Consider the following 13651-nt stretch of genomic DNA (forward strand, 5'->3'; position numbering starts at 1 on the left):
CGTGTGCAAATCCCACAGTTCTTCGATACTGGGGGCACTAAGAAGCGCATTCAGACGCTCGGTGGTTATCACTTTGCAGTCTCCAGATGGGTCGCCATGGCATCGAGAGCCAGTATATAACCATTTGCGCCAAAACCACAGATAACACCTAGTGCGACCTTAGCGATATAGGAATGATGGCGAAATTCCTCGCGGGCATGAATATTTGAAAGATGCAGTTCAACAGCAGGTAACCCGACCGAAGAAATAGCATCCATCAGCGCGACCGAAGTGTGAGTGTATGCGCCAGCGTTCAGAATAATCCCGTGGTGCTTTCCACGTGCGCTGTGAATAATATCTACAAGTTCACCTTCGTGGTTACTTTGAAAAAATTCCAGATCGATGGACAAGTCCGCTGCTTTGTCCCGGCATATTTTTTCAATATCTAAAAGAGTAGTGCGACCGTAAATTTCTGGCTGACGTGTGCCAAGTAGATTCAAATTCGGTCCATTCAGGATCAGTATCGAAGTCATGAGAAGTTTTCCCTTTGGGCCTTTCACGTTTAGAACCTAGTTGACCAAGGTGTCGAGATTTAGGTCACAAAGTTTTTATTTCGATTTTGTGTGTGTAATTCAATCCACTATTGCCCGCAACTCAACCTGTACATAATTATTAACATAATACTGATTATGCGCTTAATGTATATCCTATCCACCAGCTACAGATATTGTGACGGCTATTGCAGTACTCGCTGCGCATTTGGTTCAAACGGGCTGGAGAGCAAGACATTGGATATGTACCATCCAGACGTCTGGCCGCAGAAATCCTAACCGCATATCGCTTTTAATGCAGCCCAGTCCTTTTTGTTCAGTGCTGGTGTAGTTTCTACCTGTGTTGCCGCGTTTCCCCGGGCTTGTGCGGCACGGCTGGCGCTGGCCGGATGGGTTGAAAAATAGTTCAGCACTTCGGGGCCCTGCCCCTCAAGCTTTTGCATCTGATTAAAGAAATCTGCCATACCGGTGCTGTCCACCCCGGATGCATTCAGCATTTCCAGCGCAAACGCATCTGCCTCTGTTTCCGCCTCGCGGGTATAGCTGGCCTGCAACAGCCGCTCGCCCAGAAACACGGCAATTGCGCCACCGGTGAAATCGCCCATCGCCATCGACAGAAGACCTGCCGAACCGGCTGCGCGCAAGGCATGGCGGGTTGCATCGCGGCGTTCCACATGGCCGATTTCATGGGCCAGAACGGCGGCCACGGCCTCGGGACCGGTGGCATTATCAATCAGCCCGCGCATCATCACAATCTGTCCGCCAGGCGCGGCGAAGGCATTGACCATCTTGTGGTTTAACACCTGAACCTCCGGTCTGTACTGCAGGGCCTGCCCTTTGGTCAGGCGGGCGACCAGCCGCTCGAGCGCGGCGTTACCTTCGGCGTTCGAACAGTGCAGATCCCCCAGTTTGGAAGCCCCCAAAGCCGTTTCCATCTGCGCCGTGACCGATTTTCCGAAGGCAATCTCGCGGTCCACCGGGATAAGTTCGGCAAGGGTATTGGCCATACGCGGAAGGATCACAAGAACCATAAGCGCCAGCGCGCCGGCGGCCAGCGCGCTGCACTTGACGATCTTTTGCCAGCTGCCAACTTGCATGTCCTGACGCGAAAGATCGGGGCACAATTTTTTCAGACGGGCGATCAAATCCTTGTCTGTGATAATCAGGCGGGCCGCGACGCGCAGGGATTCATCTTTGGTTCTGGCATGTAATGTAAGCGTCAGGCTGGTTTCGCGGGCGTGATCCGATAGCGCACGCAGCCGATGTAGCGGCCAGCGCTGCACGTCATCCAACGTCGGGCCTGTTAGCAGAAGAGCGCCTGCGCCCTCTTCCATTTCGACAGTAACAGAATGCCGCCCTGCGGTTTCGCCATCATAGAAGAAACCCGAAACCCAAGACATCAGAACGCCCCGCCAACATCCAACGCATCGGCAAACCCTTCGGCATCAGCGCCCCGATCGGACGCGCGTTGCCTAATTGCCGCCAGCGCCCCGGTGTTGCGCACCGTGATTGTCTTTACGATATGCGCAATGATCGGCTGCGTCACAAGAACCAGGATCAGCCCACCAGACAGTGCCAGCGCACCTATGTACAACCCTGCAAAAGCGGTCAGGCCAACCAATTCGGTCACGCCCGGTTGAAAGGCCGACTCACCGATGATGGCACCAGTCACAGCCCAGATCGCACCGGTCACAAGGGCAACAAGCGACAGTGCTATTCCCGACAGCACGCTGGCGGCCAGTCCGCCCGCGATCATCGTGGTGATGACAGTGCCTGTCATCGGGCTGGCGGCAAAGCGCACCTGCCCGTGCTGCCCCTCAAGCACCAGATGATTGGCCAGATAATCCAGCGACCGTACCCGGTAAGACACCAGGCCAATCATGAACCAGATAAAGCCAATGATCAGCAGGAAAAAACCGGCAACCAGCTGTCCGACGGCGCCCTGACCTGAAATTGCCAGAACAATAGCGCCCAACACAAGAATGATCCCGGCGAAAAACAACTGCTTCATTGCGGGATAAAGTCCGGTCCATTTGCCGCGCTGTTCAAACTTTGCATCACCGAACCATGTCCGGTCCGCTTTGTATTTTGCCAGACAGAATGTCTGACGCGGCAACAGAAAACCAAGGCTCATAAGGGTCACCAGCCCGTGCAGCATCGCCCGCCAGGAATAGCCCCAGGCCGCTTTTTCCGCGCCAAACCGCACGCCGCGCCAGCGGGTCCGGGCCAGTTTGTAGCGGCGCGCGCGGTATTGGGCGAAGAAAATCAGCGGCACTACCGCCAGAAAGGTAATGTTCAGGGCAAGAACCTGTGCCGCCTGCTGCGCCATTGTTTCGGCTTCGGTGAACAAGGTCAGACCAAAGAAGAACAGGATTGTCTGTATGATCCCCAGATAGATTGCCAGAACGACCATGGCCACCAGAAACCCCAGAAACTTCTCGACGCCAGTGCCAGTATATTCAAACGCGTCGCCATCGCCGCTGACCGACGACCAGATATAGCGCCGGATGCGGGTCTTTCCCCAAAACCGGTAAATCCCCACCGTCAGCGCCGTCAGCAACGCCGTGGTAAAGGCCAGACCGAATAGCGGGCCGCGTTTGCCCACATATTGCCCGCTGATCTGTCCTGATCCCATGGTCATGAAACCTCCTCCGCGAGAAAACCTGCTGCCGCATCTGTCGGCCATTGCGGATGCCTACTCGCGTTTTGCGGGTGTTTTTTGGCACGATCTGGGCAGGAATGAGAGGATCAGGTAAATTTGTTGTCGCGTGGAAAGCCGCGCGGCGCCATGCGGCCGGAACTGGCGCGTTTGCCGCGCCATTCTGCCAGTTCGGTTTCGGTGCGGGTGCGGCCTGCCGGGTCCAGCCAGCTAAGGCCCTCGGCCAATACAAACGTGGTGGCATCTGACAGGCCCCCATCCTTGTATTTCTGCAAACGCACGCCTTTACCCCGTCCCATTTCAGGCAGTTCATCAAGTGAAAACACCAGCACCTTGCGGTTTTCGCCCACGCAGGCCACGTGATCGCCCGCCACCGGGCGGCATACCTGTGCCCGCACGTCGCCGCGTACGTTCAGCACCTGTTTGCCGCTGCGGGTCTGGGCCACCACGTCATCCTCGGGCACGACAAAGCCATCGCCCGCACTTGAGGCCAGCAACAGCTTGCGACCAGGCTTGTGGATAAACAGATCGATGATCTCGCATTCGTTGGGCAGATCGACCATCAGGCGCAGTGGTTCTCCCATGCCGCGTCCGCCAGGTAAATTGGCGGCGGAAACCGTGTAGAACCGCCCGTTACTGGCAAAGGCCAGCAGTCGGTCGGTGGTCTCGGCGTGAAACAGAAAACGCGGCCCGTCTCCGTCCTTGAATTTCAACTCGCGGGTCAGGTCGATATGGCCGGTCATTGCCCGGATCCATCCCATCTGACTGCAGACCACCGTTATCGGTTCACGGTCGATCATTGCCTCCAGCGGCACCTCTTCCACCTCGCCTGCCACGGCAAACTGGGTGCGGCGGGCGCCGTGCACATAATCCTTGCCGAAGGTCTTTTTGACCTCGCGCAACTGGTCGGTGATAGCATTCCATTGCAGGCCTGGATCTTCCAGCAGATCCTCAAGCCCGGCGCGCTCTTCCATCAGTGCGTCGCGCTCTTTCACCAGCGCCTCTTCTTCCAGCCGGCGCAGACTGCGCAGGCGGATGTTCAGGATCGCTTCGGCCTGTACATCCGACAGGCCATTTTCACGGCCCTCATAACTTTGCGGCACGGCGCGCTCAGGGGCGCTTTCAGAGAGTACCCCTGTCGCCCCGGCGTCCATGTCGACCACAAGCCGCAACGTGGAGACATCCACGCCAGCAAGCGGGGATCTGTAGTCACCCTCGTTCAATGCGCGGGCCAGCGTGGATTGATGCAGATTGCTCCAATCCTCAAACATCAGCGCCGCCTTGGGGTCGTCGTCATAACGGATAATCTCGATCACTCGATCCAGATTCACAAAGGCAGTGATCAGCCCCTGCAATACCTCAAGCCGGTGGTCGATCCTGGCCACCCGGTGACGCGAGCGGCGGATCAGTACCTCTTGCCGGAAATCCAGGAAGGCGCGCAGCACTTCCTTGAGGCTGCAGACCTTGGGTGTCACCCCGTCGATCAGAACATTCATGTTCAGGCTGAACCGCACCTCAAGATCGCTGTTGCGATACAGCATCCCCATCAGCACCTCGGGGTCCACATTCTTGGAGCGCGGTTCAAGGATCAGGCGGATATCCTCGGCGCTCTCATCCCGCACATCGGCCAGAATGGGGATTTTCTTGGTCTGAATCACCTCGGCGATCTTTTCGATCAGCTTGGATTTCTGCACCTGATAGGGAATCTCGGTGACAACAATCTGCCACTGCCCCCGGCCCATATCCTCGACTTCGTATTTACAGCGCAGCCGGAACGATCCGCGCCCGGTGCGATAGGCCTGCGCGATATTCTCGGGGGGTTCGACAATCACGCCGCCGGTGGGAAAATCGGGTCCTTTGACATAATTCAGCAGGGTATCGTCCCGACAATCGGGCGTTCCGATCAGATGGATGCAGGCATCAACCAGTTCAGCAATGTTATGCGGCGGAATATTGGTGGCCATACCCACCGCAATCCCGCTGGAACCGTTCGCCAGGAGGTTTGGAAACGACGCTGGAAGGACAACCGGCTCGGTCAGTGTGCCGTCGTAATTGTCGCGAAAATCAACAGCGTTTTCGGTCAGCCCATCCAGCAGCGCCTCGGCGACAGCTGTCATCCGCGCCTCGGTGTACCGGCTGGCGGCCGGGTTATCGCCGTCGATATTGCCGAAATTCCCCTGCCCGTCGACCAGCGGATAGCGCACAGCAAAATCCTGCGCCAGACGCGCCATCGCATCATAGATCGCCGCGTCGCCATGCGGGTGGTAATTACCCATCACGTCGCCGCTGATTTTGGCCGATTTACGGAAGCCACCGGTTGAACTCAGCCGCAATTCGCGCATCGCATAGAGGATCCGCCGGTGAACCGGCTTCAAGCCGTCGCGCGCATCCGGCAGCGCGCGGTGCATAATCGTGCTCAGCGCATAGGTCAGGTAGCGCTCGCCGATGGCGCGGCGTAGCGGTTCTGCCACAGTCCCGGGGCCGATATTGGGGTCGTCAAGCAAATCAGTCATAGATGATGTGATACCCGTATGGAATTTCCCCGTAAAGCGGATAGGTGGGAAAGTTTTTTGATTTTCCCATGATTGGGGGCTTCGAATCGTGTAGGTTGTATTTGCTGCCAATGCACGACAGTACGGTAAACAGGGGATGCGCAATGTGGCGCTTTATTTTGGTAACTTTCACCTTTCTTGCCTATTCTTTTTATATCCTTAGCGGTGGCGCAGATTATGCCCCGCGCGCCCAGTCCATTCAGGCCCGCGCCAAGATTGAACATGTACGTCCGGTGCCCCGTCCCGTGCGCATGAATGTGATCCAACTGGCCGAAAGCGGACTGCCCAAAGCGGGTGCTACGTCGCAGGCTATCACCTCGCTGGATCAACTTGATCTATCAGCCGGCAACCGCTTCCAGATCACGCTCGCCACTGTAACAGCCGAGGATATCGCCAAACCCACTGTATCAGCCGACCCGGTAAAACCTGCGTCGATCACCCTGCCCAATACGACGACAGCGATTGAAACAGCCACTGCAGCCGCAGATGCTGCCGCTCGGCAAACGCCGGTCACGGCAGAAAACCCCGCCGCAGCAATCGAGGACATCCGCCTTGTAACCGGAGATCTGGTCAATTTGCGCGACGGTCCGGGCACGCAGTATGATCGGGTTGGCAAACTGACCAAAGGTACCGAAGTTTCCATTCTGCAAAGCCCCGGAAATGGCTGGATCGAGCTGCGGGTGGTGGAAACCGGCCGTATCGGCTGGATGGCCGATTGGCTGGTTACAGCTACAAACTAAGTTGCATCTGCGCGCACCTCGCGCCATAGCAGCTTTATGACACAGAAAACCCTCCTTATCACCGGATGCTCATCCGGCATCGGCTATGACGCCGCCCATGGTATGCGAGCACGCGGCTGGCGTGTCTTTGCCTCGTGCCGCAAGGCTGAAGATTGCGATCGTCTGCGCGCCGAAGGCTTTGAAAGCCCACTGATTGACTATCAGGATGAAGCAACCATCACCTCGGGCCTGACCGAAGTGCTTGAGATGACCGGAGGCACACTGGACGCGCTGTTCAACAACGGCGCCTATGCCTGCCCCGGCGCGGTCGAAGACCTGCCCACCGGCGCCCTGCGCGAGATTTTTGAGGCCAACGTCTTTGGCTGGCACGAACTGACCCGCCAATTGATCCCGGTGATGCGGGCGCAGGGACACGGGCGCATCGTGCAAAACTCGTCGGTGCTGGGGCTGGTGATTGCGCCTTGGCGCGCCGCCTATTCCAGCACCAAATATGCAATCGAGGGGCTGACAGACACCTTGCGTGTTGAAATGCGCGGCACCGGGATCGAGGTTGTCCTGATCGAGCCCGGCCCGGTCACCTCAAAAATCCGCGTCAATGCCATTCCGCATTTCGAACGTTGGATCGACTGGGAAAATTCACCACGTGTAGAGGACTATCGGGCGCAGCTGCGCAAGCGTCTCTACGAGAAAACCGGCAAGGACACGTTTGAACTGCCACCCTCTGCGGTGACTCGGAAACTTGTGCACGCGCTGGAATCGAACCGCCCGCGCCCGCGGTACTATGTGACGACGCCAACCTATTTCATGGGGGCGCTGCGGCGGGTCCTGCCCACCCGCGCACTGGATTGGGTGCTGTCGAAAGGATAGGCCCGTCGCGCTTCACCGCTTTTCCGTGCAGATAAGTTGCCCGCGACCAAAACACCCGTTCGCTTTTCCGCCGTAGCCTCCTACATGTCATCCAGACCCATCAACCCAAGGACTTCCGATGCTGCAAGACCCGCTTTTTATCCTCGTGGCGCTGGCCTGTATCACCGTCGCCGTGATCCTGATCATGGGGATCAGCTCATTTGGCAAGGAGGGCGTGGAAAACGCCAAACGATCGAACAAATTCATGCGCTGGCGGCTGATTGCTCAGTTCATTGCCGTGCTGGTCATTCTTCTATTCGTATACGTTCGCAGACAGGGGGGATAAATAAGACCATGGTTGTCCTGAACAAAATTTACACCCGGACCGGCGATGCCGGTGAAACCGCCCTGGGCAACGGCGCACGCGTCGCCAAACACTCGGCCCGGGTCAATGCCTATGGCACAGTGGACGAGGTGAATTCGACTGTCGGTCTGGCCCGCCTGCAGGCCACTGGCGATGTGGATCTGGCGCTGGAACGCATCCAGAATGACCTTTTCGATCTTGGCGCTGATCTTTGCCGCCCCGACATGGAAAAGGACACGCAGGCCGAATACACGCCTCTGCGCGTCACCGACAATCAGGTCACAAGGCTTGAGGCCGAGATCGACGAGATGAACAAGGTGCTGGAGCCCCTGCGCAGTTTCATTCTGCCTGGCGGCACGGCACTGGCCGCCTATCTGCACCTTTGCCGCACCGTTTCACGCCGGGCCGAGCGACTGACGGTGGAACTTGCCGGCGAGGAAGACATTAACCCGGCAGCTGTGAAATACCTCAACCGTCTGTCCGACTGGTTCTTTGTTGGCGCTCGCATGGCCAATGACGGCGGTAAAGACGATGTATTGTGGGTACCGGGCGCGAACCGCTGATAGCGGTGACGCCTCCGACGCCTGCCAATCGCAGTTCCGGGTTTAAAGGTCTGCAGACTTATCCGAAAAGGCCAAAGCTCCCTTCAAAAGCGCCACGCCAAAAGCGGTGTCTCAAGGCTCTGGCGGGACGCTTTGAATGTAGACCGGTCTTTTCAGCGCCCCAAGTGATGGGATTCCTGCAATCCGTAGACCGGCGTGTCGATCCCTTCCATCCGCGCCTTTAGTTGCAGCGACAGGAACTGAGAATAATGCCGCGACTGGTGCAGGTTGCCACCATGCATCCACAGTGCCTCGACCTGTGTGGGTTTCCACATGTTGCGCTGCTCGCCCTCCCAGGGGCCCGGATCCTTGGGCGTGTCCGACCCCAGCCCCCAAACCTTTCCCACCTTGTCGGCAGTTTCCTGATCTATCAGGTCAGCAACCCAGCCATTCATCGAGCCATAGCCGGTGGCATATACAATCAGATCGGCCTGCAACTTGGTGCCGTCGTCCAGTATTAACCCGTCTTCGACAATTTCGGTCACCTGACCGTGGGCCAGCTTGATCTTGCCGTCGATGATCAACTGGCTGGCGCCCACATCAATGTAATAGCCCGACCCGCGGCGCAGGTATTTCATGAACAGGCCCGAGCCATCAGCGCCCCAGTCCAGCTGGAAGCCGGCCTTTTCCAGCCCGGCATAGAAATCAGCATCGACCTCTTTGATTTTATCGTAAACCGGGATCTGAAACTCATGTAGAATCTTGTAGGGCAAAGACGCAAAGATCAGATCGGCCTTTTGCGTGGTCATACCGGCCTCAACCGCGCGTTCGGAATAAAGGTCGCCCAGCCCGATTTCCATCAAAGGTTCCGAACGTACAATATGAGTAGTGGACCGCTGAACCATCGTCACATCCACGCCGGCCTCCCACAGGGCCGCACAGATATCATGCGAAGAATTGTTGGATCCCACCACAACGGCCTTTTTCCCCTTATAGGCATCGGGGCCGGGGTGCTGGCTGGAATGATGCTGGTCGCCCTTGAATTTTTCCATGCCAGGTAGCTTTGGCATATTCGCCTTGCCGGACATGCCGGTGGCAAAAACCAGTTGTTTGGGCTTCAGCGTGACCTTTTCGCCGTCGCGGTCCACGGTGATGACCCATTCCTTGGATTTTTCGTCATACTCGGCATGTTCAACGGTGGAGCGGGTCCAGTAATTCAGCTCCATGATCTTTGTGTACATTTCCAACCAGTCACCGATCTTGTCCTTCGGCGCAAAAACCGGCCAGTTGGGCGGGAACGGCAGATAGGGCAGATGGTCATACCAGACCGGATCATGCAGACAGAGCGACTTGTAACGCTTGCGCCAGCTGTCGCCGGGGCGCTCGTTCTTTTCTACAATGATGGTGGGTACACCCAGTTGCCGCAGCCGCGCTCCCAAGGCAATTCCGCCCTGACCGCCACCGATGATGACGGTATAGGGCTGGGTTTTATAACCCATTTCAGCGCGTTCTTTTTCAATCTCTTCTGCCCAGGTCAACCGGCCTTTGCCTGCCCCATGTTTTGCACCAAGCGGTCGTTCGTAACCCAATGGTTCCTCATGCCCCTTCAGTTCGCTCATGGTTGTAAGCAAGGTCCAGATTTTGCCATCCTTAAGCCGGATCAGGCCATATCCCCGTGCCACCCCGGTTTCGAAGGTGATCCATGCCGTGATGATCCCGCCGTCCTCGGTTGCGACCTCGCCTTCTGCAATTTTCCAGTTGCAAGGCTTGATCTTACCCAGCTGTTCCGACAGCATGTCGCGAATCTGCTTTTGCCCCTCTAGAGTTTTGATATTCCAAGTAAAACTGACCAGATCTCGCCAGTAACAATCGTCCTGAAACATCTTGGTTGCCGCTTCGGTATCTCCACTTTCAAGCGCCGCGCCAAACCTGTCCAGAAATCCGGTAACCTGATCGTCCGTTGTTGTATCCAGCATTTCACTACCTCCCTTTGAAATTAACCGGTAACTTGGCAGAATGATCGTTGTCTGCCTATTAGCTGAAGGTCGCTGTCTGAATACGCGATTCCACGGGTATGAACGTTCTGCGAAAACACAAACAGCCAATTCACCTGCCGTGATCATATCCGGCAAACCGTTCACCAAAAGCGTTTAAAGACATACCTGAGTCAGGGCTTGTCGCGAAACGCTGGTATCCCGTTGTTTTTACGTACGTTTTGTAAAACTTTTTTTCGATTTTTCAAAACGATTTAGCCGCACTTATCGCGCTCAGGCGCGTTTTCCTGTGATCTGAGCAATGTTGAGCACATCAAGCACCTTGGCTTCTATCTGTGCGGCGCCCAGACCCGCGACCCGGTACATATCTTCGGCACTGGCCTGATCAATGAAGATATCGGGCAATACCATCGAACGGAATTTAAGGCCGGCGTCGAAAACTGCGTTTTCAGCCAGAAGCTGGGCGACATGACTGCCAAAGCCGCCAACCGCGCCTTCTTCAATGGTAATAAGCGCCTCGTGACCGGCAGCAAGATCAAGGATCAGATCTTCGTCCAGAGGTTTGGCAAAGCGGGCGTCGGCAATCGTGGGTGTGATGCCCCGCGCAATCAGAGCTTCGGACGCCTTGAGAACTTCACCCAGACGGGTCCCGAAGGACAGGATGGCAACACGGGATCCGTTTTGAATCATCCGGCCTTTACCGATTTCAAGAACCTCGCCCTTTTCGGGCATCTCAACCCCCTGCCCCTCGCCGCGGGGATAGCGAAAGGCGATGGGGCCGGTGTCATGGGCGACGGCGGTCGCGACCATATGCATAAGTTCGGCCTCGTCCGCTGCAGCCATGACCACAAAGCCGGGCAAGTTGGCAAGAAATGCGATGTCAAAACTGCCCGCATGGGTCGCACCGTCAGCGCCGACCAGTCCAGCGCGATCAATGGCAAAGCGCACCGGCAAACGTTGTATGGCCACGTCATGAACCACCTGATCGTAACCACGTTGCAGGAAGGTTGAATAAAGCGCGCAGAAGGGCTTCATTCCACCTGCCGCAAGCCCGGCCGAAAAAGTCACAGCATGTTGTTCGGCGATGCCCACATCGAAGCAGCGCGACGGATAGCGGGTGGCAAAAAGATCAAGCCCGGTGCCATCAGGCATGGCCGCGGTAATGGCGCAGATCTTGTCGTCCTTTGCAGCGTGGGTCAGCAGCACCTCGGCAAACACTTTTGTATAGCTGGGCGCATTCGAGGGTGCCTTGACCTGTTTGCCCGTGACCATGTCGAATTTCGCGGTTGCGTGGCCACCGTCTCGCGCGGCCTCGGCAGGGGCATAGCCCTTGCCCTTTTTGGTAATCACGTGAATCAGGATCGGACCGGTCGCGCGCTGGCGCACGGTACGCAGGACCGGCAGCAACTGGGACATATCATGGCCGTCGATGGGGCCGACATAGCTGAAACCAAGTTCTTCAAAAAGCGTACCCCCAACGGCCAGGCCCTTGAGCATTTCCTTGGCCCGTCGGGCGCCTTCCTGAAAGGGTTCAGGCAGCAGGGATACGGCACCCTTGGCTGCGGCCTTGAATTCCTGAAACGGCTCACCGGCGTAAAGCCGCGAAAGATAAGATGATAAAGCGCCCACAGGCGGGGCGATAGACATTTCGTTGTCATTCAGAATGACAATCAGTCGTTTTTTGAGATGGCCTGCGTTGTTCATCGCCTCAAACGCCATGCCGGCACTCATGGCGCCATCCCCAATCACGGCAATTGCATCGCCGTGGCCGGTGTCACAGATGCCGCCCAGATCGCGGGCGACGGCAAAGCCAAGAGCGGCACTGATCGAGGTGGAACTATGGGCGGCCCCAAAAGGATCGTAGGGCGATTCAGAGCGTTTGGTGAACCCACTCAGGCCATCCTTTTGCCGAAGGGTACGGATGCGGTCACGTCTGCCGGTCAGAATTTTATGGGGATAACACTGGTGGCTGACATCCCAGATAATCTTGTCGCGGGGTGCATCAAAAACCGCATGCAAGGCCACGGTAAGTTCGACCACGCCAAGGCCTGCGCCCAGATGGCCGCCGGTTTCCGACACTGCTGAAAGGGTTTCGGCCCTCAGTTCGTGGGCCAATTGTGTCAGTTGCACGTCCGAAAACCGTTTCAGGTCTGCGGGGTTTGCAACCTGATCCAACAGCGGTGTTTCCGGACGGTTTGACATTTGGCCCCTCCTCGGGGTGATACTCAGGTCTGACGCGAGATAACGAAGCGTGCGACCTGCTGCAAGGTATCCGCGTCCCCACCATAACAAGATATGGCCTCGCAGGCCTGCTCGACAAGGATTTCGGCGCGGCGTTTCGCCTCAACCAGCCCCAACAGAGAAACGAATGTCGCTTTACCTGCGGCAGCGTCCTTGCCAACGGCCTTACCTGCGGCAGTGGCATCGCCGGTGACATCAATCACATCATCCTGAATCTGAAAGGCCAGCCCCAGGGCTTTGGCATAAGTCTGCAGCGGGGTGGGATCAGCCCCGGCCATCACTGCGCCACTGGTGGCGGACCACTCGATCAGTGCGCCGGTTTTGCCAGCCTGCAGATCGGTAATAGCCTCAAGTGTGAGCGGGGTTGGAGCGGTTTCCGCAGCAATATCCAGCGCCTGCCCCAGCACCATCCCCTGCCCGCCAGCGGCGCGCGCCAGGGTCAGGGCAAGATTGGCGCGCGTTTCGCCAGAGGCAGCGCCCTCTGGGTGGCTGACCAGTTCGAAGGCCAGAGATTGCAGGGCGTCACCGACCAAGATCGCGGTTGCTTCGTCCCATTTTACATGCACGGTCGGCTGGCCCCGGCGCATGTCATCATTGTCCATTGCGGGCAGGTCATCGTGCACCAGGCTATAGGCGTGCAGCGCCTCGATGGCACAGGCAGGCCAGAGGGCCGAGGATTCAGATACCCCGTGCAAGCGCGCGCTTTCCAGCACCAGAAAGGCACGGATGCGTTTGCCACCCCGGGTCGCATAGCGCATGCCCAGCGCGACATGGCCGTCACCAAAGGGGCTCAGAACCTGATCCAAATGGGATTGGACACGGGCTGCACCCTGCGCAAGACGGTCGTGCATCGGATTTAAAGACCTTCGACCGGGGTAGTTCCTGTGGGTTGCCCGTCACCGTCCAGCGTGATTGCGGCGACTTTTTCCTCCGCCTCTTTCAGCTTGGTCTCGCAGCGTTTTTTCAATTCGGCGCCGCGCTCATAAAGCTTGATCGAATCATCCAGCGCCACATCCCCACGTTCCAGTTTGCCCACGACCTGTTCCAGTTCGGCCATAGCCTGTTCGAATGTCATCTCTGAAACGGGGGTATCGGTCATATCTGCTATCCTGTGGCTGGCGGCATTCCGGCGCAGCATAGACGGCGCGGCGCCGGGGTTCAATTTGATTGACGATCCATTGCA

12 protein-coding genes are annotated in these 13651 nt (G+C 57.3%); 4 read left to right on the top strand and 8 right to left on the bottom strand.

Going from position 1 to position 13651, the window contains the following annotated elements; genetic code table 11:
• Positions 1 to 68: 68 nt before the first annotated feature.
• The 4 genes from aroQ to PEL8287_RS01925 all read right to left on the bottom strand — a co-directional run bounded on the left by aroQ (position 69) and on the right by PEL8287_RS01925 (position 5702).
• Positions 69 to 512: a type II 3-dehydroquinate dehydratase gene (gene aroQ / locus PEL8287_RS01910; RefSeq protein ID WP_085890655.1), complete on the bottom strand. Its 444-nt coding sequence runs from the start codon at positions 510 to 512 to the stop codon at positions 69 to 71.
• A 293-nt stretch (positions 513 to 805) separates the two neighbouring features.
• Positions 806 to 1930 carry a M48 family metallopeptidase gene (locus tag PEL8287_RS01915; protein WP_085890656.1) on the bottom strand — a complete coding sequence of 375 codons (1125 nt, stop codon included), beginning with the start codon at positions 1928 to 1930 and terminating at the stop codon, positions 806 to 808.
• Positions 1930 to 3171 (bottom strand): DUF898 family protein, encoded by a 1242-nt coding sequence (locus tag PEL8287_RS01920; RefSeq protein WP_235862113.1) that lies wholly within the window; start codon positions 3169 to 3171, stop codon positions 1930 to 1932. The genes PEL8287_RS01915 and PEL8287_RS01920 overlap by 1 nt, the downstream gene beginning before the upstream one ends.
• Positions 3172 to 3278: 107 nt before the next feature.
• Positions 3279 to 5702: a DNA topoisomerase IV subunit A gene (locus PEL8287_RS01925; protein WP_085890657.1), complete on the bottom strand. Its 2424-nt coding sequence runs from the start codon at positions 5700 to 5702 to the stop codon at positions 3279 to 3281.
• A gap of 143 nt (positions 5703 to 5845) precedes the next feature.
• Here PEL8287_RS01925 and PEL8287_RS01930 point away from each other — a divergent pair, with 143 nt between their 5' ends.
• The 4 genes from PEL8287_RS01930 (at position 5846) to PEL8287_RS01945 (ending at position 8254) form a co-directional block, all read left to right on the top strand.
• On the top strand, positions 5846 to 6481 hold the full coding sequence (locus tag PEL8287_RS01930; RefSeq protein ID WP_085890658.1) for an SH3 domain-containing protein: 636 nt from the start codon (positions 5846 to 5848) through the stop codon (positions 6479 to 6481).
• Between the two features lie 36 nt (positions 6482 to 6517).
• Positions 6518 to 7348, top strand: coding sequence for an SDR family NAD(P)-dependent oxidoreductase (locus PEL8287_RS01935; RefSeq protein ID WP_085890659.1), 831 nt, complete (start codon positions 6518 to 6520; stop codon positions 7346 to 7348).
• 118 nt (positions 7349 to 7466) lie between these two features.
• Entirely contained in the window at positions 7467 to 7673 is a 207-nt protein-coding gene (locus PEL8287_RS01940; protein WP_085890660.1) for a twin transmembrane helix small protein, read from the top strand.
• A gap of 8 nt (positions 7674 to 7681) precedes the next feature.
• Entirely contained in the window at positions 7682 to 8254 is a 573-nt protein-coding gene (locus tag PEL8287_RS01945) for a cob(I)yrinic acid a,c-diamide adenosyltransferase (protein WP_085890661.1), read from the top strand.
• A 152-nt stretch (positions 8255 to 8406) separates the two neighbouring features.
• Here PEL8287_RS01945 and PEL8287_RS01950 read toward each other — a convergent pair whose 3' ends face one another.
• The 4 genes from PEL8287_RS01950 to PEL8287_RS01965 all read right to left on the bottom strand — a co-directional run bounded on the left by PEL8287_RS01950 (position 8407) and on the right by PEL8287_RS01965 (position 13567).
• Positions 8407 to 10209, bottom strand: coding sequence for an NAD(P)/FAD-dependent oxidoreductase (locus tag PEL8287_RS01950; RefSeq protein ID WP_085890662.1), 1803 nt, complete (start codon positions 10207 to 10209; stop codon positions 8407 to 8409).
• Between the two features lie 291 nt (positions 10210 to 10500).
• On the bottom strand, positions 10501 to 12429 hold the full coding sequence (gene dxs / locus PEL8287_RS01955; protein WP_085890663.1) for a 1-deoxy-D-xylulose-5-phosphate synthase: 1929 nt from the start codon (positions 12427 to 12429) through the stop codon (positions 10501 to 10503).
• Between the two features lie 23 nt (positions 12430 to 12452).
• The gene (locus tag PEL8287_RS01960) at positions 12453 to 13319 is read right to left on the bottom strand and encodes a polyprenyl synthetase family protein (protein ID WP_085890664.1); all 867 of its coding nucleotides are present in this window, start codon (positions 13317 to 13319) and stop codon (positions 12453 to 12455) included.
• Positions 13320 to 13324: 5 nt separating this feature from the next.
• Positions 13325 to 13567, bottom strand: coding sequence for an exodeoxyribonuclease VII small subunit (locus PEL8287_RS01965; protein WP_085890963.1), 243 nt, complete (start codon positions 13565 to 13567; stop codon positions 13325 to 13327).
• Positions 13568 to 13651 lie beyond the last annotated feature (84 nt).

The organism is Roseovarius litorisediminis (genome assembly GCF_900172295.1).
Lineage (GTDB): Bacteria > Pseudomonadota > Alphaproteobacteria > Rhodobacterales > Rhodobacteraceae > Roseovarius > Roseovarius litorisediminis.

Excerpts from the sequence above, each read along its gene's own strand:
- aroQ (WP_085890655.1), bottom strand. The coding sequence starts at position 512 with ATGACTTCGATACTGATCCTGAATGGACCGAATTTGAATCTACTTGGC.
- PEL8287_RS01915 (WP_085890656.1), bottom strand. The coding sequence starts at position 1,930 with ATGTCTTGGGTTTCGGGTTTCTTCTATGATGGCGAAACCGCAGGGCGG.
- PEL8287_RS01920 (WP_235862113.1), bottom strand. The coding sequence starts at position 3,171 with ATGACCATGGGATCAGGACAGATCAGCGGGCAATATGTGGGCAAACGC.
- PEL8287_RS01925 (WP_085890657.1), bottom strand. The coding sequence starts at position 5,702 with ATGACTGATTTGCTTGACGACCCCAATATCGGCCCCGGGACTGTGGCA.
- PEL8287_RS01930 (WP_085890658.1), top strand. The coding sequence starts at position 5,846 with ATGTGGCGCTTTATTTTGGTAACTTTCACCTTTCTTGCCTATTCTTTT.
- PEL8287_RS01935 (WP_085890659.1), top strand. The coding sequence starts at position 6,518 with ATGACACAGAAAACCCTCCTTATCACCGGATGCTCATCCGGCATCGGC.
- PEL8287_RS01940 (WP_085890660.1), top strand. The coding sequence starts at position 7,467 with ATGCTGCAAGACCCGCTTTTTATCCTCGTGGCGCTGGCCTGTATCACC.
- PEL8287_RS01945 (WP_085890661.1), top strand. The coding sequence starts at position 7,682 with ATGGTTGTCCTGAACAAAATTTACACCCGGACCGGCGATGCCGGTGAA.
- PEL8287_RS01950 (WP_085890662.1), bottom strand. The coding sequence starts at position 10,209 with ATGCTGGATACAACAACGGACGATCAGGTTACCGGATTTCTGGACAGG.
- dxs (WP_085890663.1), bottom strand. The coding sequence starts at position 12,429 with ATGTCAAACCGTCCGGAAACACCGCTGTTGGATCAGGTTGCAAACCCC.
- PEL8287_RS01960 (WP_085890664.1), bottom strand. The coding sequence starts at position 13,319 with ATGCACGACCGTCTTGCGCAGGGTGCAGCCCGTGTCCAATCCCATTTG.
- PEL8287_RS01965 (WP_085890963.1), bottom strand. The coding sequence starts at position 13,567 with ATGACCGATACCCCCGTTTCAGAGATGACATTCGAACAGGCTATGGCC.